The 26,662-nt window shown below is 52.9% G+C and carries 19 protein-coding genes and 1 tRNA gene; 6 read left to right on the top strand and 14 right to left on the bottom strand.

Annotated elements, in window-relative coordinates; translation table 11 throughout:
• Positions 1-31: 31 nt before the first annotated feature.
• Complete coding sequence (locus JM93_RS12525; protein WP_145343825.1) at positions 32-1,114, top strand: glycosyltransferase family 61 protein; 1,083 nt, start codon at positions 32-34, stop codon at positions 1,112-1,114.
• 5 nt (positions 1,115-1,119) lie between these two features.
• Here the strand turns inward: JM93_RS12525 and JM93_RS12520 are convergent, their stop codons facing one another.
• The 4 genes from JM93_RS12520 to JM93_RS12505 all read right to left on the bottom strand — a co-directional run bounded on the left by JM93_RS12520 (position 1,120) and on the right by JM93_RS12505 (position 4,446).
• Positions 1,120-1,860: a glycosyltransferase family 32 protein gene (locus JM93_RS12520; protein ID WP_145343822.1), complete on the bottom strand. Its 741-nt coding sequence runs from the start codon at positions 1,858-1,860 to the stop codon at positions 1,120-1,122.
• Positions 1,861-1,864: 4 nt separating this feature from the next.
• On the bottom strand, positions 1,865-2,824 hold the full coding sequence (locus JM93_RS12515) for a glycosyltransferase family 2 protein (RefSeq protein WP_145343820.1): 960 nt from the start codon (positions 2,822-2,824) through the stop codon (positions 1,865-1,867).
• Positions 2,821-3,891 (bottom strand): glycosyltransferase family 4 protein, encoded by a 1,071-nt coding sequence (locus JM93_RS12510; RefSeq protein WP_244300835.1) that lies wholly within the window; start codon positions 3,889-3,891, stop codon positions 2,821-2,823. Before JM93_RS12510 ends, JM93_RS12515 begins: the two co-directional genes overlap by 4 nt.
• Positions 3,892-3,993: 102 nt before the next feature.
• Positions 3,994-4,446 (bottom strand): methyltransferase family protein, encoded by a 453-nt coding sequence (locus tag JM93_RS12505; protein ID WP_145343816.1) that lies wholly within the window; start codon positions 4,444-4,446, stop codon positions 3,994-3,996.
• Between the two features lie 492 nt (positions 4,447-4,938).
• Here JM93_RS12505 and JM93_RS12500 point away from each other — a divergent pair, with 492 nt between their 5' ends.
• Positions 4,939-8,316 carry a M10 family metallopeptidase C-terminal domain-containing protein gene (locus JM93_RS12500; RefSeq protein ID WP_145343935.1) on the top strand — a complete coding sequence of 1,126 codons (3,378 nt, stop codon included), beginning with the start codon at positions 4,939-4,941 and terminating at the stop codon, positions 8,314-8,316.
• Between the two features lie 671 nt (positions 8,317-8,987).
• Here the strand turns inward: JM93_RS12500 and JM93_RS12495 are convergent.
• Positions 8,988-9,064 (bottom strand) — tRNA-Arg (locus JM93_RS12495).
• A gap of 188 nt (positions 9,065-9,252) precedes the next feature.
• Here JM93_RS12495 and JM93_RS12490 point away from each other — a divergent pair.
• Complete coding sequence (locus tag JM93_RS12490; RefSeq protein WP_145343814.1) at positions 9,253-10,797, top strand: cryptochrome/photolyase family protein; 1,545 nt, start codon at positions 9,253-9,255, stop codon at positions 10,795-10,797.
• Between the two features lie 360 nt (positions 10,798-11,157).
• On the opposite strand, the gene JM93_RS12485 is transcribed toward JM93_RS12490, so the two are convergent.
• Positions 11,158-11,586, bottom strand: coding sequence for a septal ring lytic transglycosylase RlpA family protein (locus JM93_RS12485; protein WP_145343812.1), 429 nt, complete (start codon positions 11,584-11,586; stop codon positions 11,158-11,160).
• 480 nt (positions 11,587-12,066) lie between these two features.
• Between JM93_RS12485 and JM93_RS12480 the strand changes: the two genes are divergently transcribed.
• Positions 12,067-13,938, top strand: coding sequence for a bifunctional diguanylate cyclase/phosphodiesterase (locus JM93_RS12480; RefSeq protein ID WP_170230637.1), 1,872 nt, complete (start codon positions 12,067-12,069; stop codon positions 13,936-13,938).
• A 35-nt stretch (positions 13,939-13,973) separates the two neighbouring features.
• Here the strand turns inward: JM93_RS12480 and gyrB are convergent, their stop codons facing one another.
• From gyrB to mutM, 8 genes are all read right to left on the bottom strand, one after another.
• Positions 13,974-16,424: a DNA topoisomerase (ATP-hydrolyzing) subunit B gene (gene gyrB, locus JM93_RS12475; RefSeq protein ID WP_145343808.1), complete on the bottom strand. Its 2,451-nt coding sequence runs from the start codon at positions 16,422-16,424 to the stop codon at positions 13,974-13,976.
• Positions 16,425-16,557: 133 nt separating this feature from the next.
• Positions 16,558-17,706 (bottom strand): DNA replication/repair protein RecF, encoded by a 1,149-nt coding sequence (recF, locus tag JM93_RS12470; RefSeq protein ID WP_145343806.1) that lies wholly within the window; start codon positions 17,704-17,706, stop codon positions 16,558-16,560.
• A gap of 19 nt (positions 17,707-17,725) precedes the next feature.
• Positions 17,726-18,844 (bottom strand): DNA polymerase III subunit beta, encoded by a 1,119-nt coding sequence (gene dnaN / locus JM93_RS12465; protein ID WP_145343804.1) that lies wholly within the window; start codon positions 18,842-18,844, stop codon positions 17,726-17,728.
• Between the two features lie 159 nt (positions 18,845-19,003).
• A complete protein-coding gene (gene dnaA, locus JM93_RS12460; RefSeq protein ID WP_145343802.1) occupies positions 19,004-20,479 on the bottom strand; it encodes a chromosomal replication initiator protein DnaA in 1,476 nt (491 codons plus the stop codon).
• A gap of 154 nt (positions 20,480-20,633) precedes the next feature.
• Positions 20,634-21,074, bottom strand: a complete 441-nt coding sequence (locus JM93_RS12455; protein ID WP_208995136.1) for a rhodanese-like domain-containing protein — start codon at positions 21,072-21,074, stop codon at positions 20,634-20,636.
• A gap of 646 nt (positions 21,075-21,720) precedes the next feature.
• A complete protein-coding gene (gene rpsT / locus JM93_RS12450) occupies positions 21,721-21,987 on the bottom strand; it encodes a 30S ribosomal protein S20 (protein WP_145343800.1) in 267 nt (88 codons plus the stop codon).
• Between the two features lie 166 nt (positions 21,988-22,153).
• Complete coding sequence (locus tag JM93_RS12445) at positions 22,154-22,927, bottom strand: enoyl-CoA hydratase (RefSeq protein WP_145343798.1); 774 nt, start codon at positions 22,925-22,927, stop codon at positions 22,154-22,156.
• Between the two features lie 121 nt (positions 22,928-23,048).
• Positions 23,049-23,942 carry a bifunctional DNA-formamidopyrimidine glycosylase/DNA-(apurinic or apyrimidinic site) lyase gene (gene mutM / locus JM93_RS12440; RefSeq protein WP_145343796.1) on the bottom strand — a complete coding sequence of 298 codons (894 nt, stop codon included), beginning with the start codon at positions 23,940-23,942 and terminating at the stop codon, positions 23,049-23,051.
• A 171-nt stretch (positions 23,943-24,113) separates the two neighbouring features.
• On the opposite strand from mutM, the gene ubiE reads away from it, so the two are divergent.
• Together ubiE and ubiB are read left to right on the top strand one after the other, a co-directional pair.
• Entirely contained in the window at positions 24,114-24,917 is an 804-nt protein-coding gene (gene ubiE / locus JM93_RS12435; protein ID WP_145343931.1) for a bifunctional demethylmenaquinone methyltransferase/2-methoxy-6-polyprenyl-1,4-benzoquinol methylase UbiE, read from the top strand.
• A 3-nt stretch (positions 24,918-24,920) separates the two neighbouring features.
• Positions 24,921-26,504: a 2-polyprenylphenol 6-hydroxylase gene (ubiB, locus tag JM93_RS12430; protein ID WP_145343794.1), complete on the top strand. Its 1,584-nt coding sequence runs from the start codon at positions 24,921-24,923 to the stop codon at positions 26,502-26,504.
• Positions 26,505-26,662 lie beyond the last annotated feature (158 nt).

Below are 26,662 nucleotides of genomic sequence, written 5' to 3'. Positions count from 1 at the left end.
CGCGCCACCGATCTGATGGACGAACTAAGAGATGAGTTATCCGTTCCGTGATGCCTATCACCGGCTTCGCAAATCATTGACATCCAAAGTGGGGCAACTGTGGCCGACGGTGGCATTTGAAACGGCTACCACACCCGTTACCGAGAACGAATATTCTCCCTACGATGTGGAATGGCCCAAACCACTTCCGGCGCAGGCCGTTGAGTTTTTGCACTCCTGGAGCAAATTATCGGACCGGGAGGCGGTCTACAGAGTTACAGGCCCGTGCACCCTGGACCCTAAGATGGGAATAATATTCAAGCAGGGGCGTGTTGTGTGGGGAAGCAGCGACCGGTCACAAACGGAAAAAAACCCTTCATTTTTAAAGCATCTTCAAAAGCCGGCTTTGTGTTTGCCAAAAGCTATTTCGTTGCATCACTTTCATGGCGACAACTACTTCCATTTTTTTCTCTATGTCTTGTCGAAATTGCATTCGGCAGAACACCTCGGCATTTGCCCGTCGGCACCGGTCATTGTCTCAGAGAAGACGGGTGCAACCAGCTTCTTTAAAGAGGCCGAAGCTCTTGGGCTTTTTGGGGGGCGCCAAGTCGTCCGGCAAAAACGAAAAGAGGTCTTGCGGATTGAAGAGCTTTATTTGGTGCAGAGTCCCTTTTGCCGGAGGCCGTTTTTTGATTGGTTGTGTGAAAAGCTGGAACTTGATCTTGAACCGGCCAATAAACGTCGCCTGCTTGTGCTGCGTGGAGAAAATGCAGCCAATGGCCGGGCGCTGAGGAATAGAGGCGCTGTGATTGACTTGGCTAAAAAACACGGTTTTGAGGTCGTTGACCCGGGCGAGCTTACACTCAAAAAACAAGCTAAGCTATTTAGTGAGGCGGAAGTTGTACTTGGTCAACATGGAGCGGGTTTGACCAATCTTGTTTTTCGGCGGGCTAAACCAACAACGTTGATAGAATTGTTTTCACCAACTATGGGCTCGCCACACTATTTCATGATCGCGCGAGAAAAGAACTTCCGATACCGCAGCCTTATGACCCGAAATCCGCAAGGTAGAGATTTTACGGCAAGCACGGAAGTGGATCTGTCAGAGCTGCAGCATGTTCTCTTACAGCTTTGATACGATTAAAGGTAGTTTTTAAAACTCGGGGCCGGAAGTCCTTGCAGGATATGACGCCTGTGCCGGTAAACCAACGGGTGGATCACATCTGCGCAAATCGCCGACCATGGCAGCGGGTAGGCTGTTTCTCCTGACGCAGGTGGTTGATCCGACGCGGCCCTTGGGTTGGTCGCCGGATTGCTTCTCAATGCCGGCAGCAGAAGGTCCAGCCGGTCCTCAACTTGGCTGAGCCAGTCGCTGGTGAATGGCGATGCGGGTTTGCAAATATACCCGCACATGCCGATCAGTGAGCGCCACTGGCTCCGAAGCCAACGGTATCGCATTGTGTTGGCAAATGTGTTCGTTTGATTGTTGAGAATATAACTCTTGCCGAGCAAGCGGTGGCGGTGGATGTGAGCAACGCCTTTACCGGACTTTTCCCGGTAGCCGATGGCATACGCGTCCGGGGTTTTTGCAAGTTGGTCAAACGCCGGCCGCCAGGATGCCGTGGTCAACTTAATGTCTGCGTATCCACCACCATGGTAATGCATGAAATACGGACGGAGATAATCGGACTTGTGCACCGCAGACAGGTACTCATAGGCTGAATGCAGGGGGTGCTCTGGGAGGACCCAGTTGTCAAGCGTGCTGGGTGTTACCAAAACAACGTCAAGATCAGTATTGCCAAGACTTTGAAGGCACTTTTGGCGTTCTGGTGACATCTCGTTTGAGCCAGTCCAGAACGCGAAAACGCGTTTTTCGATCATTGCCTCAATGCCCGTCAATCTTATCGTAGTAGCTTGCCGACTGCAGAAAAATACCGCGTAGGTTGCCAATCGCCCGGGCAAAGCGCATGCGATTTTTGTAGTAACGCTTCTCAAGGCTTTGCCATCCGCCACGGTAGAGCGGTGCAAGAATGACAAGAAGCACGGTGCTCGAAATCAGACGTCGCAGGCCCTTCAAGCCAAATTTGACAAAAGTTTTGGGATAGCCATTCCGCAATATTCCGACTTGAACATGTGCCGTTGCACTGGCGCGAACAAAGCCCAACATCCGCGCAGCGGTCAACCGGTTTTCCGGGACATATTCATTAACGACCGCGTCCGGTGTCCAGACTATTTTAAAACCGCGTGCGTGGGCGGTTTCGAAAAAGTCCAGATCTTCATAACCATGCAGGAAGACGGGATTGAATCTCAGGTTGTGCGGAGGATTGATGAGATCTGATAGGAACGCGACGTTGTTGGTCGAGGCGCGTTTGAGCTCCATTCCTGGTGTGTTTTTGGATGGCACTTCTGGTGGGAACCAGCTCGGAGGCTCCACCTCGAATGTTTTGGTCACCGGCCCATAGCTGACCGATATGTTGTCTTTCATGAGGGTTTGGAAATGCGCGTTTAACCAGCCATCTTCGGCTTTTTCGTCATCATCGATCAAGGCGACAATATCGAAACCTTGTCTCAATGCCTGTTCAAGCGACTTGTTCCGGGCAAAGGGAATACCGCGTGTTTTTTCCTGTGCGTAGTGTATCGGGACCTTCTGTGATGCTGCAAACTCGAGCACCGCTTGTCTGGACTTTGGCTCTTGGTCATTTTCCACGACCACGATCTCCAGAGTCCAAGACTCCGGAATCTCTTGAGCGGCAAGTGACTTAAGGCATCGAAGCAGCATTTTTGGTCGGTCTGCAGTACACACCAAAACGCCAATCCGGCCGGTATTACTTTCCGCTATACTCATCTTGTATTCTCCGGCTGGCGAGTATCGGCTGTTCTTGTTTTTAAAATGGTTTCCAGCACATCATCGTAGCGTTTTGCGACCCGCCCGATTTCGATTTGTGCTTCAAACCTTTCTCGTGCCGCACTTGCAAGCTTTTTACGGTAATCGATATCTTCCATGACGAGCTGGAGAGCGGCGGCGATCTGCTGTAAAAAATCTGGAGCACCCGGCATCGGTAGGTAGTGCACGGTGTCGCCCGCGGCTTCGGGAGTGCCGCCGGTTGGGGTTGTAATGATCGCGCATTTGCAGGCCATGGCTTCCACCACGGCTCGCGGAAATCCCTCGGCAACGATGGATGGGAGTGCCGCGATCGATGCTCTACCAAGCGCTCTTTGAACCTGCGTGAAATCGAGGTTCTTTTCAATAACGACACCTGTATGGGAACAGGCCTTCCCAGTGATTTTCTCGAATATTCTTCGTTCGTCTTGAGTCTGCACGGCAAGCACAAGATGCAAACGCCAAGTATCTGGCTTTGCACGCAAAAAAGCATCCAATAGATGGATGACACCTTTGTCTTCCCGGGCTCTGCCGACATACACGATCGTTTTTTCTTTCGTCTCAGATGGCTCCCAAGAGACACCGTCAACACCGTTTGGCACAACAAAGGTTGGCAGGTTGTTCTGCGGGTATGCCGCTAAGAAACTGGATCTGATGTAGTCGCTCACAAAGATCGCGGCGCTTAAGTGCTTCAGGGCACGGCCCTTTCGCCATCGCGAGAGAAGCCCTCGCTTGTGGCGCATCAGGCCGTGCCGGTGCAGGACGACCGGGAGGTGAGGAAGCCTCCGCGCGATAAACGATGCGCTCTCGGCATGTTGATGCACAACCACAAGATCAGGGCATTCGCGCTGCAAGATGATCGCTGCGTTTTTTGCAATTGCTTTTGGTGGCACAGGAATGAAGTTCACGTCCGGAAACGGGTTCTCAACCAGGCCGCCAACAACACAAGTATCTGCTTGAAAGCGGCTACGCAGAACTAGGTCCCGCGCCACGAGATCAATGGAGGTTGCGCCTGTTTTGGAAAAATGCATGCCCCGTGGCAGCACAATGCCGAGTTTCATAATGCCTGGGTTCCAACTGCCGAGTTACGAACTTTTATCCAAGCCGCCGGGTGTGCGCAAATTGTGCTGCGGCTATATCCAGCGGCGGACTGCGCTACAGTATTGGTCGTATCCTTCGCCAAATTTCCGCCGAAGTTCGATCTCTTCGGGTTTGATTTGGAAGGTGGTCAGATACCACACGAACAAACAAAGTACCGGGACCAAAATGAAGCTGCCAAGCCAAACACCGTAAGCTGAGAGAAGCAAAGCCATTCCCAGATACATCGGATTGCGAGAAATCCGGTAAAATCCAGTTCTGACAAACTTCTTTGTGTTCGATGGGGACAATGGTGAGATCGTGGTCCGGGCCTTTATGAAAGCCAGCACGCTTGTCGCGTCCATCGTGGCGCCGATGAGGCCAAGGATACCCGCAAAAGCACTCTGACCGGGAAATGTGACCGATAGCTCAGGGAACCAGCGAGCGCCCAGCCAAATCAAAAATCCATAAAATATACCGATAATCGGTGGTGGAACTGTAAGACTCATTTGCTGCGCCGGACCTTCAGAAAACTGTTTTGGGCATTTTAGACGCCACCGCACACCGCTCTTAACAGAGTTTGTGTGGTACTGCACTCTAGCGTGATGTCGGCCAGCTCATCTGGTTTTCGTCAGAAATCTGGACGATTTACAGCAGTAAGCAACCGATGCCTCAGGACCTTCAGTGTCCCGACAGTGCGACGTGTCGAAAATCGGCTGTGGGATTTTGGTATTTGATGGCGACAAAATTCTGGCAAAAACGCAAAATACACCAATAGATAGAAAATAGGATTGGGGGGCATACACAACCCGCCAAAATAAGACACTTGAATACAACTAAAAGTTATTACAGCATATATATGCAATCAAAAAATTGAGGTTTGAATGTGTAATTCCTGTTTGAGCAACCAGCTTTCGGTTTCTTACGACGCAAAACCGGTACCTGCAAAAGTTGAAGATGGCGGCGCCGGTCTCAACACGCATAGTTTTGTGCTAGGGGTCATGGGGGAGGTCGGTTCGGCTGGATTTTCTGAAGAGGGCGCCTCTGCAGCTCAAAACTCTGAAATCTGGTGGGTCAACGATCAAAGTCCAGAAAATCCCTTTGGAAAAAGCGAGGATTATGAAGCGTATCTGGACTATCTCGGAGCGCTGCCACGCAGCTTGACGCCGGAAACCACGGCGCAGCCGTTGGTCATAAACGTTGGCGAGCTTAACAATCATCCTGATTACAAGGCGGCCGCCATAGGCGCTCTGAACATGTGGTCTTCGGTCACTCCGATGCAATTCGAGGTAGTGGATGATGTGCCGTTCGATCCCGACACTCAGTGGATGGAAGTTGTAAGTCCCGAGGTTGGCGAACAAAGTGATGGAAGCGCGTTTTCAAGCGACCGTTACGTGAGTGTCGGACAAAGGTTCCATGATACCGAACCCAATCTAACAGACATTGGCGGTTATGTTTTCGACACGTTCATTCACGAATTTGGCCATGAATTCGGATTGAACCATCCAGGATTATACAACTATAGTGGCCCTGGCGGCGTTCAGATAAACTATCTCAATAACGCAACCTGGACCTTTGATCGCCAACAATACAGCGTAATGTCATATTTTGACGGAATTGACGTTGGCGAAGACAGTCGTTGGTCCGCCTCAACACCACTGATGGGCGACATTGAAGCGGTTATTCGTCGTTTCTTTTCAACTGTTGATGAAGACGGCATACGCACATACCAAAACATTGAACTCAATACCGGAGACAATGTCTACGGGTTCAAGAGCACAGAATACGGTTATGAGCTGACTTCGACTGGAATGCAGCGGGATATCGGTTTCGTGATCCATGATACTGGCGGAAACGATACGATCGACTTTTCTGGGTCTACTGCCGGGACCATTCTTGATTTGCGCGCTGGACAGTTCTCGAGCGTGAATGGTCATAGGAACAATGTTTCGATCTTTGACGGCCACAATGCGGATCAAACTCAATATTTCATTGAGAACGGCATCGGCAGCAGTCATGACGATATCCTGATCGGCAATGACGGAGCCAATATCCTTGACGGGCGCGGCGGCGCGGATCGTATGGCCGGTAACGATGGCGACGATATCTACTATGTTGATTCTGCTTATGATATTGTTCGCGAGGAAGCTGATGGCGGCAACGATACGGTAATCGTGTTGGCAAGCGGTTTGGACATCGGTTCGTTCGCACATGTCGAAAATATCATTTATGCCGATGGCGGCTTTGCGGAGCCTGACACCGACGATAACGAAAGTGTTGCAGAGGTCGGAGCCGACGCTCAAACTGCCCGTCCCGTCTTTGGCGACGGCGGCAACAATACTATCAACGGAGGTGCTGGAAGCGACGTCATTTTTGGTCTAGATGGTGATGACCTTCTCATCGGCGGTCGCGATACGCTGGCAAGCCGTGACATCAACAACACAATCGCTATCGCCGATCTTGAGGACCAAACGGAAACCGACGATGGCGCGGATTCGCTCTATGGTGGTCGCGGAAACGACACGCTTGTTGGAGGTGCCGGCAACGATTTACTCGACGGTGGCGAAGGCAACGATATCCTGCGTGGTCAGGACGGGGCGGACATCTTCAGGGGCGGCGCCGGGTCGGATACGGTTGACTACAGCACGGAGAGTCCATTCCAGCTTCTCGTGAATTTGGAAACCAACGTCGCGAGTGGTGGAACCGCATCGGGGGATACCTTCGACAGTATCGAAAACCTGATTGGCTCGGACGATCGGATTGATCGGTTCGTGGGAACGGATGCTGCCAACCATTTCTGGGGCCGTGGTGGCGGCGATGTTTTCAACGGCCGGGATGGAGATGATGTTCTTGATGGCGGCAATGATGGTGACATCCTCTATGGGGAGGGAGGAAATGATACGCTAATCGGCGGCTCAGGTCAGGACTACCTCGATGGTGGCAGTGGAATAGATACTGTTGTTTACGAGGGAAGTTCTGCTGGCGTGACAATCGATCTTGCAAATGGCACTGCGAGCGGAGGAGATGCTGACGGGCCGGTTCAAATTGTCGGCAGAGGGACTGCAATCCGGCATGACATCATTGTTGGTGTTGAAAATGCAGTAGGTTCTTCATTTGATGACCGCCTTATCGGGGACGGCGGCGTCAATGAGCTCTTTGGCGCTGGCGGCAACGATGTGCTCACAGGCGGTAGTGGGGCAGATGTCCTAAACGGTGGCGAAGGAAGCGATACAGCAGATTATTCAGACGCGGATACTGGCGTTTCACTCAATCTCTCGCGGAGCAAGTCTGAGGGGGACCGTTACATTTCAATAGAGAACCTTGCTGGCTCTGGATTTGACGACAGGATCAAAGGGGATGATGGCGACAACATCTTAACAGGTCAGGGCGGTAGCGACACACTACGAGCTGGCGATGGCGACGATATTCTCTTTGGTGACTTCGGCGACCAAGCCGAAGCGATCCCGAGGCCGGGGCTAGGGTCCGGATATGCAACCCTTGGGCCTGACGCGACAAACAACTCGATCGAGACTGCCTTCGATATTTCGAATAATTTCTCACTAACCGAAGATCCGGATATCTTTGATTCTACGACGGTTCTTCATACGACAGTCAGTGCAACCGGGAACGGAAAGGGGGGCTACTACAGCATCGACTTGGCAGCTGGAACCATTTTGACGATAGATATCGATGGAATTGCCGATCCAAATGTTCATGACAGTTGGGTTCGTCTGTTGGATAGTGACGGAAATGTGGTTACTGAGAACGACGATGGGGGCGGTGATCCCGGATCGACCAGCAACCGGGACTCAAGCACTGTCTTCGTTGTCGAAGAGACCGGCACCTACTACATTTTGGAGGGAAGCTGGACCAGCACAAGCCCAGATGGATGGACCGAAGTTGTACCTGTAGGCTCCACCTATAAACTCAATGTTTCGGTTGAGTTTCCGCCTGAACCAGTCCAGCCGGGGATTGCAGCCGCAGACAGACTTTTCGGCGGCAATGGCGATGATTTTCTGGACGGTGGGCTTGGAGCCGATGTTTTGGTCGGTGGTGCGGGCGGCGATGCCTTCCGTTTTTCAACCGAACTGGGTGCAGATAATGTCGACGAAATTCGCGACTTCAACGTGGCGGATGACAAAATCCTGCTTGACAGACTGATCTTCTCAAAGCTTGGAGAAGCTGGCGCGTTTGATGAAACGGCATTTCACATGAGTTCGCTTGGGGTGAGTGAGGATGCAAATGACCGTATCATCTATGACACCAACGATGGTGTCCTCTGGTACGATGAGGATGGGTCAGGACAACTCGCGGCAGTTCAATTTGCGGCGATCGGGAAACGTCTTGAGATGACCGCCGATGACTTCGTAATTGTTTAGGTACTAGAAAAAAAAGGGCGCCAATTGGCGCCCTTTTGCAAACCAGTTTTTGGCCCAGAAAAACGCAGCCAGCAGCTATGGATCGTGAAGCGAGCTGAATGTTGAATAGACGCGCCTTCCTTTGCACCTCCATATTGGCAACTCTGACCGTTCCCTGCACCCGAGCGCGCGCTCAGGAAGAAAAAGTCTTCGTAAGGGTTACTTATCCAAGCCTTAAGGCAATCCCCGAAGGACGCATCCGGATATTCGTTCCGGACCAAGCCGTACCCAGTTCTGAAACCGGAGGTCAGGGACTGCGCGAAAAATTGTTGATCACAGATGGGAATACGGATTTTGAAGAGTTCTCGTTGCCCGTGTCATTCGCAGCCGCGCGGCCAGTGCAAATCATCGCTCATTTGGAGCGGACTGACGGCTGGTTGTTGGCTAGGGGCAGTGTCCGATTATCTCATGCAAAAGATGTCGTAATTCAACTTACGAAAGTCATGTATTGAAGCGATGGATCCGTCACTTGAACCAAAGTGTACGCGCACCGGTATTTATACTCGTGTCGCTACCGAGATATTCGATGGATATCGGAAAAACTGCGCGGCGTTTGAACCCGTCTCAAGGTCGTAGCGAATGCGATGCCCAACCGGCGTATTAAACGCGATATCTCACGTATCGGATATTTTTGGCGCACCCGACAGGATTCGAACCTGTGACCTCTGCCTTCGGAGGGCAGCGCTCTATCCAGCTGAGCTACGGGTGCTGGCACGCAAAGCGATATAGAGACCGCCCTGATACAGGATGATCGTGGTTCGGGCAATGTCTTTCTGAATTTGTTGACAGGGTAAAGGCCGCTTCATTGTTGCTGATGATTTGTTGTGGCGGCGGAGTGATATGGCAGCGCAGGGGAAGCGTATAAGACGTGCGTAAAACACAAATGGAAGCTGCCAGGTGCGAAAACTTATAGTTATTTTCGGTGATCAATTGTCCCACGGGTTGTCCTCAATACGGGATGGAGATCCGGCCAAGGACGCTATTTTGATGATGGAGGTTGTAGAGGAGGCCACACATGTCCGGCACCATAAAAAGAAGATTGCCTTCATTTTTTCCGCTATGCGGCACTTTGCGCGAGAACTTAGCGAGAAGGGGTGGGCTGTTCACTATATAAAGCTTGAAGATTCAGACAATGCGGGGTCTTTTTCCGGGGAAGTTCTACGGCAGTGCAAGATCCTCAAGCCAGAACGTTTGGGTGTGACTGAGCCTAGCGAGTGGCGTGTACTTGAGGATGTCAAAACGTGGCAGTCAGATCTTGGAATCCCGGTCGATATCTTTACTGATACTCGTTTTTTGTGCCCGTTGCCGAAGTTCACATCATGGGCAAAAGGCCGCAAACAGCTGCGTATGGAGTATTTCTACCGTGATATGCGCCGCCAGACCGGTTTGCTCATGAACGACGATGGCAAACCTGGCGAGCCAATTGGCGGGAAATGGAATTTTGACACTGAAAACCGCAAGCCGGCCAAGGCCGACCTTTTTATGCCGGAGCCAAAACGCTTCGAGCCAGATCAGGTCACGCAAGAGGTGCTCGATTTAGTCAATAATCGGTTTGGCCATCACTTTGGCGATCTCGAGCCGTTCTGGTTTGGAGTCACAACCCAACAGGCTCATGAGGCTTTCGAACACTTTCTGCAAACGGCGCTCCCGCACTTTGGAGACTATCAAGACGCTATGCTGAAGGGCGAAAAGTTCCTCTATCACGCAGTAACCTCGCTTTATCTCAACATTGGTTTGCTGGACCCGCTTGAAATGTGCTCCGCAGTGGAAGAGGCGTACAAAGCCGGTGACGTGCCTTTGAACGCAGCGGAAGGGTTCATTCGCCAGATTATTGGCTGGCGCGAATATGTTCGCGGCATCTATTGGCTGAAAATGCCCGATTATGCCTCCGGAAACTTTCTGAACGCAACACGGGACCTTCCCGAGTTTTATTGGACAGGCGACACTGACATGGCGTGCCTGAAAGCAGCGATAAAGCAAACCCGGGAAGAAGCATACGCTCACCACATCCAACGCCTGATGGTGACCGGGAATTTTGCAATGTTGATCGGCGTTGATCCGAAGCAGGTGCACGAATGGTATCTTACCGTTTATGCGGATGCATTTGAGTGGGTTGAAATGCCCAACACGATTGGTATGAGCCAATTCGCGGACGGTGGTTTGCTTGGATCAAAGCCATATGCATCTGGTGGGAACTACATCAACAAGATGTCTGACTATTGCGGCGACTGCGCCTACAAAGTGTCGAAAAAGACCGAGCCTGATGCTTGTCCCTTTAACGCGCTTTATTGGACGTTCCTGGCCCGCAATGAAACGAAACTGAAAGGCAATCCGCGGTTGGCGCAAATGTACGCGACCTGGTCCCGTATGAGTGCGCAAAAACAGACCGCGTACTTAAATGCGTCTGAGAAATTTTTGGCGAGCGTATACCCGTCAGAATAAGAACAGACGCTTTTTGGCAGGGCCTTCAGCCATCACACGTTTGTTAGCCCTTAGAGGTATTCACGTCACAAAAAAGTATTTCATGGCTGGTAGTTGGTTATTGGAAGTAAAAAAAACGCGTAACCCGCAAAACGGGCCACGCGAAAAAGTTACTGTGCACGTGGCCCCATCGACCACGGCTAGGATGATAGCGAGGTGGCTGTTGTTTGTCATCACCGCGAACGATCTTATTTATTGATTTTGGGTTCGATAATGGATCACCAAAGATACTTAAATAAATCCGAAGCTAAGGTCACCCACATGGTTTGAGAAGGCCGTCTGATCCGATGATGGCTCTTAGCGGCGCAACTTCTTCGTCAGTCACTTGCAGGCATACCGCGCTCTGAAGGTTTTTATCCCAGCGGGAAAGGTAATCCGGACCCTGGTCACGCCTTTTCGGATAAAACCTAATCGAGCGGCAGCCGCTTTCGTGACGTCAATAACCCGCCCATCCACAAAAGGCCCCCGGTCATTGATCCGAACAAGAACCTCGCGACCGTTTGCAAGATTTTTCACTTTGACCATCGTACCGAAGGGCAAATTGCGGTGGGCTGCGGTTAACGCGGTTGGATCTGTTTTTTCTCCGTTCGCGGTTATACCGTTTAGTGCATACCAGGATGCATTGCCGCATTGCGCAGATTGACCGGTAGGCTTGGGCACAGGGGTGTTTGCCCCAACCGCAGGCATTGATCCAAGTCCGACGGTAAGTGTTGCTGCGCCAATCAAGTTCACAATCCGCGATCGCATCATTCGTCCTACGCAAGGTCCCAACATTCGGTTGTTTACGCCACTTCCGTGTCACCAGTGTGGCTTCCTCGAATTCGCCGGTCCGATGAACTTGCGCAAGAAAGCGCACGACTTTCGAAGAATGGGTTAATTTAAAATTAACCTTACGGAATCATTAGCCTGTGGGTAGTTGTGCGGAGACGATAACTTGGAAAACAGCTGTGCTATATCTGTAATTATTAGTAGTGGGCGCTATTCAACAAAGCGACTCATAAAATCTAAAATGTTCATGGGGGTGTTCTGTTGCAAAACAGACATGGAATGCTGTTGCCTCATTCAGGGGATCGTGCACCGGCACGGCATGATGCAGTTCCCGAGCTATATGCCTCACTGCTAGAAGTACTGCCCCGTGCTGCGGCGTTCGTGGCTGCGTCTTCAGAGATCTTTGCTTGCAATCAAGCATTTAGCCGGCGTATCCCAAAAGGTGTTGCAGATGTCAAAGCTATGAGTCTTTTCAGCAGTTTGACTGCAGAGAGCGCACGCAAGCTGCAATCCGCACTCGTTGCGGCGCTTGGTGGCGCTCATACGCATGTCGAGGGCGGAGTATATTTTACAAATGGCTCTTTGATGGCGTCCGAGCTGTTTTGTGAACCTTTGGAGTTCAAGGTCGGAACAGAACGAGTTGTTCTTCTGCAGGTTGATTGGCCGCGCCACGAAACGGTGAAGCGTGCTCCTTACTTACCCCCTGAACGACTATTGTCGCATTTCCCGGATGAAGTGCTCGTTTTTGAAGCAGACGAAGAGCTTGGTGCAATTCAAAACAAGCTCGAGTTCGTGATCGGCACCCCGATTGATGGCTCCGAGTTGGAAAACGCCATTCAGAACTGCCGGCAGAAGGGACCAGCAACGCTTCATGTGCGAAGTGAATTCCCTCAAAAATTGACCGGTGGTGCATCAGGCCAGACGACTGAAGTTCGCTTAGTTCATATGGCATCTGAAACCGAGGCTTCATCCCATATTATGGCGGTTCTGCGCCAAAATGTCGACGCGCCCGATGAGGTGGAAGAATACAAGCGGCTTGCGAACCTTGATCCTCTCACCGATCTTTTAAATCGACGTGCTTTCTTGGGAGCGCTTGATCGTCAGCTGGAAGCTATGCGGGCCGATGCGGGCAATGGCTTGGGTGTATTTTATATAGATTTGGACGAGTTCAAAAAAGTAAATGATTTCGGCGGCCATGATGCGGGTGACACCATGCTGCGCCTGGTCGGTTCAGCCTTGGATAGTATTCTGCCGGAGCACGGGGCTGCGGGCCGGATTGGCGGTGACGAATTTGCATGCTTTTTGAGCCTTGTCGATAGTGAAGAATGTGCACTTGCAAAGGCACAGGAGTTTCTGGACGCATTGTTAAACATTCGGCTCAATGTCGATGACCGCGTTTTTACTATCGGGGGCTCTATCGGTGTTGCGCTTGTGCGCGAGCTGGACGTCTCCTCAAAAACCACTGCATCCGGAGTGCTGAAATTTGCTGATGAAGCATGTCTTTGCGGCAAGAGATCAGGTGGGAGGTCGATTTCAATCCGGATATTTGAAGATAGCGGCAACAATCAAAAGAGCCCACACGCAGACGCTCCGGAACCAGACCGGCTTCGTGCTCAAGATCTTTCGCTCTATGCCATGCCAGTTATCTGGCTGGGGACACGAAGGCCTTTCGCTCAGGAAATTTTGCTGAGGGTGAAAGTTACAGCATCAGCCTCAATCTCTCCGCGCGCGTTGTTGTCTGCAGCAGCTCGCAATCGATATATTTCTAAGGTCGATAGTTGGATATTAGACAAAGTTCTGGATGCTGCTGACGAAGAGAGGGGACGAAGTTGGCTGACTGTAAACGTATCCGCAGAGTCCGCCAGGGATGAGCATTTTTGCGACGTTCTCAAGATGCGGCTAGAAACCAATCCCCTTCTTGCGGCACGTATTTGCTTGGAAATTTCTGAACGTGACTTTTTGCGGGAACCCGCGTCCATCGAAGCTTTTTTCAAGTTAGCGACTGAACTCGGTTGCCAAACAGCCATCGACGATTTTGGGGGGCATTGGCCCGTATTATCGCGACTTACTGAATTGAAGGTGGACTGGATAAAGCTTGATCCGTCTTTGACCGGACCAGCCCTGTCAAATGAGGCAAAAGCAAAAATCTTGGCCAGTCTGGTTCAGACCACACACGATTTAAACATCCGCCTTATTGCAAAGCACGTTGAAACACAGGAACAGGCGGATCAGCTGTCAGAAATCGGGATTGATGCCGGCCAAGGGCACTATTTTGGCCGCGCCATCCCATGGCCCGGCGCGGGAAATCGAAACGTCCCGAAAAGCATCACATAATAACACCCGACCGATTTGTCGGCCGGGTTTTTTGACTAGATATCCAAGTTTGCAACGCTCAAGGCGTTGTCCTGGATGAAATCGCGCCGTGGTTCGACTTCGTCACCCATCAGTTTAGTGAATATGTCGTCTGCATCGTCCGCCTCGCGGATTTTTACCTGCAGGAGCGACCGCGCGTTCGGGTCGAGCGTGGTTTCCCAGAGCTGATCTGGGTTCATCTCGCCAAGTCCCTTGTAGCGTTGAAGCGAAATGCCCTTTTGCCCATACGCAAAAATCTGATCGAGCAGCGCTCGGGGTCCGCGTACTTCGGTTAACATGTCTTTTCTACGAAGGGTTGCCGCTTTCCCATAAACTTCTTGAAGATGTTCGGCGTATCCATTGAGCCGCCGTGCATCGGAAGAAGACAAAAGAGCCGGATCGATAATCGCAGCTTCTTCAACACCGCGCACAGTACGCTTAAACAGAAGCGTGCCATCGTCCTGAACTTCACCTGTCCAGCCTCTTTCGAATTCTTCGGCTAGAATATCGAGGCGGCGGGCGATGTAGCTTGCAGCTTCGTCGCTTTTTGCCGGATCGTCGAGTGTTTCCGGACTTAGTGCTCCGGCAATCGCGGCCTGCTCCACGACGTCCCGATTATAGCGTGAATGAAGACCATCAAAGATGCCAGAAATGGTTCTAGCTGTTTCAAGAACCAACCTCAGGTCTTCGCCGGTGCGCACTTCTCCGTTCGCAAGTGTCAGCGAGCTGTCTTCCAAACCACTGGAAACAAGATAGCGCTCAAGAGCTTCCTGGTCCTTGAGGTATTGCTCGCTTTGACCGCGTTTAACCTTATAAAGTGGAGGCTGGGCGATATAAACATAGCCGTTCTCAATCAGATCTGGCATTTGCCGGAAAAAGAATGTCAGAAGCAGTGTGCGAATATGTGCGCCGTCAACGTCAGCATCCGTCATGATGATAATTTTGTGGTAGCGCAGCTTCTCAATGTTGAACTCTTCTTTGCCGATACCAGTACCCAAGGCGGTGATCAGCGTGCCGATCTCGTTCGAAGACAACATCTTGTCGAAACGCGCACGCTCCACATTCAAGATCTTTCCTCGCAGTGGCAATACTGCCTGATTTTCCCGGTGACGGCCCTGTTTTGCCGAGCCGCCAGCAGAGTCACCCTCCACTAGGAACAATTCGGCTTTGGAAGCATCCCGTTCCTGGCAGTCCGCAAGTTTTCCAGGCAAGGACGCTACATCCAAAGCGCCTTTGCGCCGTGTTAGCTCGCGCGCCTTGCGTGCGGCCTCACGCGCGGACGCTGCCTCGACTACTTTGGATACGATCGCGCGCGCAGGAGCGGGGTTTTCCTCAAACCAGTCAGCCAAGGCAGATGAAATCAGGTTTTCAACAACTGGTCGCACCTCTGAAGATACAAGCTTGTCTTTTGTTTGAGACGAGAATTTGGGGTCTGGAACTTTCACTGAAAGGACGCATGACAGGCCTTCGCGGCAGTCGTCTCCGGTAACCGTCACCTTTTCCTTTTTTAGCAAGCCCGTGCTGTCAGCGTAGCCTGTTACCTGACGGGTCAAGGCTCCGCGAAAGCCTGCTAGATGCGTCCCGCCGTCGCGTTGTGGGATGTTGTTGGTGAAGCACAGTACCTGTTCGTGGTAGCTGTCATTCCACCACATTGAGGCTTCAACCGTAATGCCGTCGCGTTCCGACGATACTGTGATGGGGGTTTCGATGAGCGGATGCTTGGCGCGATCGAGATATCGGACGAAAGCCTCAAGCCCACCTTCATAGAACAGCTCTTCCACGACATCTTCAACACCGCGTTTGTCGGTCAGGATGATCCGGACGCCTGAATTCAGGAAAGCCAGTTCACGGAGCCGGTGTTCAAGAGTTGCAAAGTTGAAGTCGATTTTTGTGAAAGTCTCTGGAGAGGGCAGGAAAGTGACTTCCGTGCCCTTCTTGCCATTCGCCGGACCAACGACCTCCAGCGGGCCGATTGCATCTCCATGAGCAAAACTGATGACGTGCTCTTTGTCATCCCGCCAAATCCTGAGATCAAGCTTCGTCGAAAGTGCATTGACCACAGACACGCCGACACCGTGAAGGCCGCCCGAAACTTTGTAGGAATTCTGGTCGAATTTTCCCCCGGCGTGCAGCTGGGTCATAATCACTTCGGCTGCCGATACACCCTCTTCAGCATGAAGGTCGGTCGGGATACCTCGCCCATTATCAGAAACAGTTACGGAACCGTCGGCGTTGAGGGTGACCGTCACATGATCGGCATGGCCCGCAAGTGCTTCATCGATGGCGTTGTCCACGACCTCATAGACCATGTGGTGGAGCCCAGATCCATCGTCGGTGTCGCCAATATACATGCCCGGGCGTTTCCGGACCGCGTCCAGTCCTTTCAGAACTTTGATCGAGTCGGCGCCATAGACAGCTTCTTCGCCATCTGGGGTGGGAACGGAATCAGGCACGGAAGTATCGCTCATGCGAATCAATCACCAATCGGTCTGTAATTTAACACCCCGTTATACGGGGTTGTTCAGCTCGTTCAACCACGGCGCTGCAGCGCCGTGAAAACGGGTATCATAGTCGTGGAAAAACCATGAAACTTCGGCGGTTTTAAGGGTGGTTTGACGATTTCAGCAATCGGGCACGAGAATTGTCGATGCTGAAAATTTCACCAGATGCGGGCAGAGCCTCGAAAAGGCCGGCGTCGGTGCCCGTCATGAAAACTTGTCCTCCCATTGCATGGAGCTTTTCGAACAATGCTTCGCGCCGGTTTGGATCAAGGTGGGCAGCCACTTCGTCGAGAAGCAGGACCGGAGGCGAGCCGGTCATGGATTTGGTGAGGCCTGCATGGCCCAGGATTAAACCAATCAATAGCGCTTTTTGCTCCCCGGTTGAGCATTTGCTCGCAGGCATCTGTTTTTCGCGGTGGTGAACCTTTAGGTCGCTCAGATGAGGCCCAAACAGCGTGCGTCCGGCCGCTTGATCGCGGCGGCGGGTTGTCTGTAGCGCGGTTCTATATGCGTCTTCGATGTCAGAGGCTGCTGCGCCTTCGAATTCAGTTTCGAATTCACCGGCCAGCACAACATCCGCGCTCGGAAATGCGTTCGCGATTTTGGATTGAGCAGAAAGGGCAGAGGTCAGCAGAGCTGTGGTTTCCCTTCGCGCAAGGGAAACCGCCGTGCCAAGCTCGGCGACCTGGGTTTCAACTGCGTTTGCATAAGCGTCTGGCGCCCCTTGCTCCAACACCTTGTTACGGTTTCGAAGTGCTTTTTCAAAATCGCCGACCCGGCGGCCGTGAGCCGGGTCTAACGAGAGCGTAAGCCGGTCCAAGAACCTGCGCCGATCAGAACCGGGCCCCAAAAAGAGTCCGTCCATACTGGGGACAAGCCAGAGCGCTCGGACGTGGTCCAGAAGGGCTTCTGTGGATCTTGCATCCGCGCCATCGATCCGAACTTTCCGGCCAGCCTCGCCAGGGGTGAAGCCAGTGCCGATCCGGGTCTCAAGAAATTCGCCTGCCAGTCTGGCGGCAACACTCCAGCCACCGCTTCCAGCATGGCGGGCAATGTCGGAAAGTCCGGCGCGCCGGATACCGCGGCCGGCAGTCAAAAAGGAAATTGCTTCCAGTACATTCGTTTTGCCAGCGCCGTTGTCGCCGACAAATGCTGAGAGCCTGGCGCTGAACTGAATATCCAGATGCCGATAGTTGCGAAAATCGGACAGCGTCAGCCGGGTAATGAGCGCCGCTGCCGTACCTGTCATCTCAAGTGCCTTTGAACGGTCACACGCGCATTGGCATTAGAACAAACAAGCAATCATCGACCGAGTTGTCCTGGATCAGTGTCGGTGAACCTGAATCCGCCAGGCGAAATAATGCAGTGTCGCTCGACAATTGATTGGCGATATCAAGAAGATATCGTGAGTTGAAGCCGATCTCGAGAGGTTCGGCACTGTACTCGACTGCCAATTCCTCGGTTGCGCTGCCCGAGTCTGGGTTGTTGACCGTGAGTACCATTCGACCGTCACTCAGGGCGAGTTTTACAGCGCGTCCGCGTTCTGACGAAATTGTTGAGACGCGGTCGACAGCTTCTTTGAACTCGTCCCGGTCAACCCGCATTTCCTTGTCATTGCCTTGTGGAATAACGCGGCCGTAATCTGGGAATGTGCCGTCGATCAATTTGGAGGTCAAAACAATAGGGCCGGTGGTTGCCCTGATTTTCGTCTCGGAAAGTTCGATTTGAACGTCAGCTTCCGGGCTTTCCAGAAGTTTTTGAATTTCCCCGACGGTTTTGCGCGGCACAATGATGCCGGGCATGCCCGAGGAGCCGCTTGGAGCCGGAACTTCTGCCTGAGCCAGGCGGTGTCCATCGGTCGCAACTGCCCGGAAGCGCTGCCCCTCGCCGGTTTCAACGGCATGAAGATAGATGCCGTTCAGATAGTAGCGAGTTTCCTCGGTTGAAATAGCAAACTGCGTTGTGTCAATAAGCTTGCGGACGTCGGCCGCGGTCAGAGTGAAGCCATGGGTGAAATCACCTGTCGTCAAATCAGGGAAATCGGTTTCCGGCAGCATTTGTAGGGTAAACCGCGACCGGCCGGCACGCAGCTCTAAAGTTGCGTTGTCGCCAGTGGTTTCCAGCACGACCTGGGACCCATCGGGAAGCTTGCGCACAATGTCATAAATCATATGTGCCGGAATTGTTGTAGCTCCGGGCATTTCCACCATCGCAGGGATGGTTTCAAGAACTTCGAGATCGAGATCGGTAGCCTTTAGCCGCAAGGCGCCATCTTCGGCGCGCAGCAAAACGTTTGACAGGATGGGAATAGTGTTCCGGCGTTCGACCACCCGGTGAACGTGGGTCAGGGACTTTAGGAGATCGGTCCGCTCGAGGGTCGCTTTCATACGCTAGATCCATACTCGTGAGGTGCCGGAAGAAGACCCGGCTGAATGAAACTACAGAGCTGCACGTTGCCGCAGCGGGGCGAAGACACTGCCCGGATCAGACCGGAAATGCAAGAGGGGCGCCCGAATGGACGCCCCTCTTTTCATAGAGTTTTTTGCTCAGGCGTCCAGCATGCGTTTCAGCAATTCCAGCTCTTGCGACAGCGCATGATCAGCCCGTGCCAATTCTTCGATTTTTCGTACCGCGTGCAGAACCGTTGTGTGATCCCGATTGCCGAAGCGGCGGCCAATTTCCGGCAATGAGCGAGGTGTCATGACTTTTGCCAAGTACATGGCGATCTGACGGGGGCGCACAATTGTTCTTGTCCTGCGCGCTGATAGAAGATCCGCCTTGGTGACATTATAGTGCTTCGACACGATGCGCTGGATGTCTTCGATCTTTACCCGTCGCGGTTCGCTGGACCGGACCAGATCGCGGAGGGTCATCTCTGCCATTTCCTGGGTGATCGGCTGATTGGTCAGCTGGTTGTGTGCGACCAGGCGATTCAATGCGCCTTCCAGGTCGCGGCCGGAAGATGCAACATGCCGCGCGACATAGTCCAAAACGGTGTCCGGAACTTCAAAATTTGGGTAGGTCCGCTGCGATTGAGCTACCCGCGCAGTCAAGATGTTTCGGCGCAGTGTGAAGTCCGGCTCGTGAATTCCGACCACAAGACCACCGGACAGGCGAGACCGGACGCGGTCGTCCAACGTGTCTAGCTCCGAAGGTGCACGGTCGGCAGCTACAATCACTTGCCGCGCGCCATCGATGAGCGCGTTGAGCGTGTGACAGAATTCTTGTTGCACCTGTTTCCCATGGAGAAACTGCATATCGTCGATCAAGAGCAGATCGATTGTGCGTAATGTATCCTTAAATGCGAGTGCTGACTGCGCTTTCAAGGCCGATACGAAGCGATACATGAAGTGTTCGGCCGTTAAGTACAAAACCTTTCGCCCGGAGGCCCGCGCTTTGGATGCGACGGCTTGCATTAAGTGGGTTTTTCCCAGCCCGACGCTTGCATGCAAGAACAGCGGATTGAACGTGACCGTTCCACCGGATGCGACCTGCCTTGCAGCTGCCAGAGCAAGGCCGTTGGAATCGCCCTCGACGAATGTTTCAAAGGTGTATTTTGGATCGAGCGAAGCGCCTTGCAGGACATCGCGGTTGGTTTCAGCTGTTTCTCCGCGTCCAACGGCAGCTGTTGCTGCTTGGGCTGCTGCAACTGGGTTGGTATCTGCAAATCCATCAACGCGGTTGTCGCTCGCGGTAGGCTTAGGCCGCTTCGCCGCCGGGAGAGCGACAGCTGCGCCGACTGGCTTTTGCCGAGGGCGAATTGCGCCGCGCACGGTCAATTCGATGCGGTGGACGTTTTCGCATTCGCGCTGCCACAGACCCATGAGCCGGTCATTGTAATTTGATTGGATCCATTGCTTCAAAAAACGGGTTGGGACAGACAGACGGACTGTCCCTTCATTGTGTTCTTCAAGGTCAACTCGCGCGAACCAGCTGGAAAAAACATCGTCGCCAAGCTCCGCCCGCAGACGTTTCTTGACCCTGTTCCAATGTTCAGAGCCGCTACCCTCCGAAACCTGCATGTTATGCCTCCTGTCACTCGAAGATACAGTCCGCCACAGCTGCACCTTCGACACTACGCCGCCTTTTGGCAGCTTTTGTATGTCCCTTTTGGGACGGTTATGGGGTTGGCGGAAGCCGACGCTTCCGCCTAAACCTGCCTTCACAGGCAGAAAACTAACTTTGGATCCAAGGCAAGCCGGCGGCCTTCCAGCCGGATTGAGAGCCTCGATGTCCCAACTGGTCGAGGCCGCCTTCAAAGCCGCCTGCCACGTTGAAACAATGGGTGTAGCCAGCTTGCGTCATTGCAATTGCTGCTGCCTGACTGCGCGCGCCGGAGCGGCACAGAAAATGGATTGCGGCCCTTTGGTCAAGGTCTTTTTCGTTCAACAACGCGGAAAGTTTTTCTACAAAATTGGTAACCGGCGGCATGGGTGGAAAACTCTGCCATTCGACGAACAGCGGCTCTTTGCGGATGCCCCGCAAATCCGGCACTCCCACAAAAGTCCATTCCGCCTGGGTACGAACATCCACGAGCACAGATGCCTCATCTGCACTCAACTTTTCAAAGCTCTCGGTGACGCTTATGTCACCTGCGTAGTTCTGTAGATTCTGCACAACAGTCCCCCTGCAGTAGCGATGCCACTGTGTTGTGTTTATCTAGGTTTTTGGGTGAAATTAGAGATCAGAAAGATCTCGTGTCACTAAAATATGTATACAGCAGTGTATTGGTTCCGGTTACGGAAGTGCACTTGCTTAGATCGATGGTGTGTTGACTTTGTCATTTCGTGTCCAAGCAGATCTTTATTTGTGTTTTACGCTTTTTGTCGTCCCTGCGTCCGACTGGTTAAACATATACAGCGCCTTTCGCGGGAGCAACAGGGTCAAATCGATAAAAGCGCCTCCTCGCCCAAGCGTCCGTAGGGTCACATTTGGTCCGGTGGGTTCGGCGCTCGGGCCAAATGCTTTTTGTCTCAATGATTTTTTCATCTTTGCGTCGACCGTATCGACTGGTTTGCGGGTACGAAAAAAAGACCAACAAAAAATTCTTGACTCATGTCGAATCCGGAATCCTGTTAACCCCTCTCGGGGTCATGTCTTTAAGCCTTTGAAAAACAGACAAATATTCTGACAGTCTGGGTTATTGCAAAAAGCGCTTAGGGAGCAATAGATGTTAGCCGGGTTACCCATCGGCAATATTGCGCGGCTAAAAAAAAACCCGGCTTTCAGCCGGGTTTTTTGATCATGTTTGTGCGCAAATATTTTATGCGCTAAGCGCCTTAACTCTGGCGTTCAAGCGCGAGACTTTCCGCGATGCATTGTTTGCATGCATGACGCCTTTAGATGCTGCACGCATAATTTCCGGTTGGGCAGCTTTTAGTGCTTCATTTGCCGCGCCTTGATCGCCGGAAGCGATCGCTTCTTCGACTTTGCGCAGGAAAGTCCGCACCCGGCTGCGCCGGTTTTTATTCGTGGCCGTACGGCGGGCAATTTTGCGGGCCGCCTTCTTGGCCGAGGGTGTGTTGGCCATGGGCTCAATCCTGATCCGTAGATGGAACTTAAGTCCGATTGCGACCAGGAGCGGTTACGCATGACGCAATCAAGACCCGGTCAAACAAGAACGGCGGCAGTCTCCTGCCACCGATTGGTGGCTGCTTATAGTCGTGACATTCTATCGCGTCAATGCCGCTGAGCATTTATTTATTTGTGAACTGCGGCTTTCTCTTGTCGGTAAACGCCGTCATTCCCTCATTCTGGTCTTCCAAGGCAAACATGGCATGAAAAACCCGGCGTTCGAAGCGGATGCCTTCAGCCAGCGTTGTCTCATATGAGCGGTCAACGCTCTCCTTGGTCATCATCACAACCGGCAAAGAGAAGTCTGCAATCTTATCGGCTACTTTTAAGGCTTCCTCCAGCAGGTCGTTCGCAGGGATAACGCGGCTCACCAAGCCGCTTCGCTCGGCCTCTTCGGCATCCATCATCCGACCCGTCAGGCACATCTCCATTGCCTTGGATTTTCCGACAAAACGGGTGAGCCTCTGTGTCCCGCCAGCGCCGGGAATGACCCCGAGCGTGATTTCTGGCTGACCGAATTTGGCAGTATCTGCCGCGAGTATGAAATCACACATCATTGCGAGTTCGCAGCCTCCGCCCAATGCATAGCCTGCAACTGCCGCGATGATCGGTTTCCTGTTGCGCGAGACCCGGTCGAGCGGCGTAATAAGATCGTCGATATAGGCTTTTGCAAAATCGTGGGGTTGCATTTCCTTGATGTCAGCGCCTGCCGCGAACGCTTTCTCGGATCCGGTCAAAACAATGCATCCGATACGCTCATCTTTTTCAAAGGCATCGAGCGCTGTACCCAGTTCTCCAATGAGCGCTGAGTTCAAAGCATTTAATGCCTTGGGCCGATCAAGAGTAATCAAGCCGACCTTTCCGCGTTTTTCTACGCGGATGTTGTCATATCCCATCGGATTCGCTCCACCATGCGGTTTCGTTTTCGGCAGTGTCGGAAATGCCTAACCGACAGACGGCGGGGCTGGCAACTCCCAACTTGTTTAGGAGACGCTGGATATGGCAAGCAGTCATTGGTCACCGCTGGCATGACGGGCAATAAAAAGTCGAGCGATTAGATTGAACGATCCGTTGTATCGTGCCGTCGCACCCCAGCCTTTTGCAGGGCTCGCCTTCCCGGTCATAAGCGGCGAACGTATGTTGAAAGTAACCGAGGCTTCCGTCAGCGCGAACGTGATCCCTCAGGGATGAGCCGCCAGCTTCAATCGCGTCATGCAAGGTGGCCCGGATATCGTGCGCCAACCGTTCGGTTGCTTTGGTGCCGTTGCCACTACGCCCGGAGATCGTGTTCGCCGAGCGCCGTGGATCAAGACCCGATCGCCACAACGCCTCACAAACATATATATTGCCAAGGCCCGCGACGATACGCTGGTCAAGGAGCGCGGCCTTCAGAGGCGTTTTTTTGTTTGCGAACCTTTTGGACAGGAAGGCGCCATTCAGCGCGTTCCCAAGGGGTTCAATCCCGAGTTTTTCAAAGAGCGGGTGAGTTTCAAGGGTAGAGCGCTTTGCCAAGGTCATGAACCCAAACCGGCGGGGGTCGTTGTAAATCACCTTCACATTCGGCGCGTTCGGGGGAGCGAGATGAAATGCGACATGGTCGTGTTTTTCGTTCTTTGATCGCGTATGAGCAAAAAGTCCCGGCATTTTTTTGGTTTGCTCGGTCTCTATCCGAAAGGAGCCGGACATGCCCAGATGCATGATGAGAACTTTATCTGCCTCGATATCAGCAAGAAGGTATTTGCTGCGCCGGCCCAAAGAGTGCACTTTATGACCTTCCAACCGCGCTACGAAATCTTTGGGGAACGGGAAGCGGAGGTCTGCGCGATTCTGTTCCGCCTTTATCAGCGTGGCTCCTTCGAACACTGCCATAAGGCCTCTTCGAACCGTTTCCACTTCCGGCAACTCTGGCATAAAGACCGATACTCCTTGTTATGATTCAACGGTCTGCGACATTTGCCGCAACTGTTCAGGAGAACATAGCGCTTCGCCTAAGCTTGTACTATGTTCCGCCGCATTCATAGCCGGATGATCCGGATGCGGCGCCTCAGATTGGCGCCGGCCTTCGACTTTGAGGAGTTTTTAATGGCGCAGGACAGGCAGGCTCAATCGCGCAATTCCGACCGCGCGCCTGAAAACATGCCGACCAGTTTTGGCTTTCAAAGTGTGGGTGAAGGCCAGAAACAGGCGCTTGTCGACGATGTCTTCCACAAGGTGGCCGATCGGTATGACGTCATGAACGACCTGATGTCGGGTGGGCTGCATCGGCTGTGGAAAGATGCGATGGTTTCTGTTCTTGCGCCACCGAAATCTAAAGCACGGCCGTGGCGCTTGCTGGACGTCGCGGGTGGAACGGGGGACATCGCCACGCGTGCGGTGCGCAAATCCGGTGAGCAGATCGAAGTGGTAGTGTGCGACATCAACGAATCGATGCTCGGCGTTGGCCGCGAACGGGCCGCGAAAGCTGGACTTACTGATCAGATCGAGTTCACGCAGGGAAATGCAGAAGATCTGCCTTTTCCGGACAAAAGCTTTGATGCGTACACGATAGCTTTCGGGATACGGAATGTACCCGACATCCCCAAGGCGCTGTCAGAAGCGCGCCGGGTCTTGAAGCGTGGCGGAAAGTTCTTGTGCCTGGAGTTTTCGGATGTTGATGTACCGGGTCTCGACAAGGTTTATGATGCCTTTTCCTTCAATGTGATCCCGCCGATGGGGCGGCTCGTGACTGGAGACGGCGATCCATACCGCTATCTGGTCGAATCCATCCGCAACTTTCCGCATCAGGACCGCTTCGCTGAAATGATCCGTGATGCCGGTTTTGAGCGCGTTTCTTATCGCAATTATTCAGGCGGGATCGCTGCTTTGCACTCCGGGTGGAAATACTAATTCATGGCGCTGGTAATTCGCCCCTTATTGCGCCTGTTCAAAGCAGGCTTCGTCATGGCGCGGGAAGGCGTGTTCGGTCTCGCTCATTTGCCTGATTTGCCGCCGGGGCCGCGGTTGGCTATTCGGCTTGCCAGATTGTTGGAGCGGAGGTCTGTTAGGGACAAAAGCGCGGACTTGAGGCTGTCTGATGCTTTTAACCGGCTTGGGCCATCCTACGTGAAATTGGGTCAGTTCCTTGCAACCCGCGCCGATGTTGTCGGGAAGGACGCGGCCGAGGAACTGGCCGCATTGCAAGACCGTTTGCCAGCGTTTCCGCAAGACGAGGCCATAGCCGCAATCGCGGAACAGCTCGGCGCGCCGATTGATGAGCTCTTTGTTGAGTTTGGCGGAGCCGTTGCCGCCGCCTCGATCGCTCAAGTCCATCCTGCTGTGATCGAAGAACGTGACGGAACCCGGCGCAAGGTGGCTGTGAAAATTCTGCGCCCGGGCGTTTCTAGACGGTTTCAAAAGGATCTGGAAAGCTATTACCTTGTCGCCCGTTTGGCGGAACGGTTCCTGCCCGCCTCACGACGCCTGCGCCCGCTTGCGATCGTAGATACGCTTGCGCGTTCTGTTGCACTTGAGATGGATTTTCGTCTTGAGGCGGCGGCTCTTTCCGAAATGGCGGAAAATACAGCCAGCGACCCTGGTTTCCGTGTCCCTGCCGTGAATTGGCTGCGCACGGGAAAAGGGGTATTGGTCATGGAGTGGATTGAGGGCCGCAAGCTCTCAGACGTTCTAGGTCTGATCCAAGATGGCCAAGATTTGCCCGCTTTGGGCGCTTCCGTGATCCAGAGCTTTTTAAGGCATACCCTAAGAGATGGTTTTTTTCATGCGGATATGCACCAAGGCAATTTGTTCGCGGAGCCTGATGGTACTCTGGTGGCTGTCGATTTCGGAATTACCGGCCGGCTAAGTCCGCAGGAGCGCCGCTTTCTGGCTGAAATTCTCTACGGCTTTATCACAAGGAACTACCGCCGGGTTGCAGAAGTGCATTTTGAGGCGGGTTATGTTCCGTCAAACCAGGATGTTGACGTTTTTGCTCAAGCGATCCGAGCCATCGGTGAGCCGATACACGGGCAGGATGCCAGCGAAATCTCTATGGCCCGCCTGCTCACACAGCTATTCGAAGTGACGGAACTATTCGATATGCGCACCCAGCCGCAATTGATCATGCTGCAAAAAACCATGGTCGTTGTCGAAGGGGTAGCACGTTCTCTCAATCCGCATCTTGATATGTGGTCGACAGCAGAACCGGTTGTTCGTGAATGGATCGAGCAACATCTAGGGCCGGCCGGGAAACTGCGCGATCTCGGTATTGGATTATCCGCGCTGAACCGTGTCGCATCGGATCTTCCCATTTTTGCCGACCGTATCGGCCGGCTGTCGGAAGAGCTTGAATCAATGGCGCATAAGGGATTGAGGTTCGACAGTGAAACTGCCGAAGCGATTGGAAAGGCTGAAGCCCGTCATACCCGCTACGGGCGGGTCGCGCTCTGGATAATCGCGATCTCATTGGCCGCCATGGCAATGAACGGAGTGTTCTAGCGCGTGAATGAAGCCGCATCCAGTAATGGAGTGGTGCGCTTAGATTCGGCCTGCCTTTGCATGATCTCAGGCGCTTTCAATGCGATGGTGCGGCCATCATTTTTTCGTCCTTGACCGCTGAGTATGTCCAATCTACCAGAGGAGGTAGAAAGAATGTT

The sequence above is a fragment of the Roseibium hamelinense genome (genome assembly GCF_007830545.1).
GTDB classification, from domain to species: Bacteria; Pseudomonadota; Alphaproteobacteria; order Rhizobiales; family Stappiaceae; genus Roseibium; species Roseibium hamelinense.
Note: the sequence above shows the minus strand (reverse complement) of the source record. Positions and strands in the feature narration are given on the sequence as shown.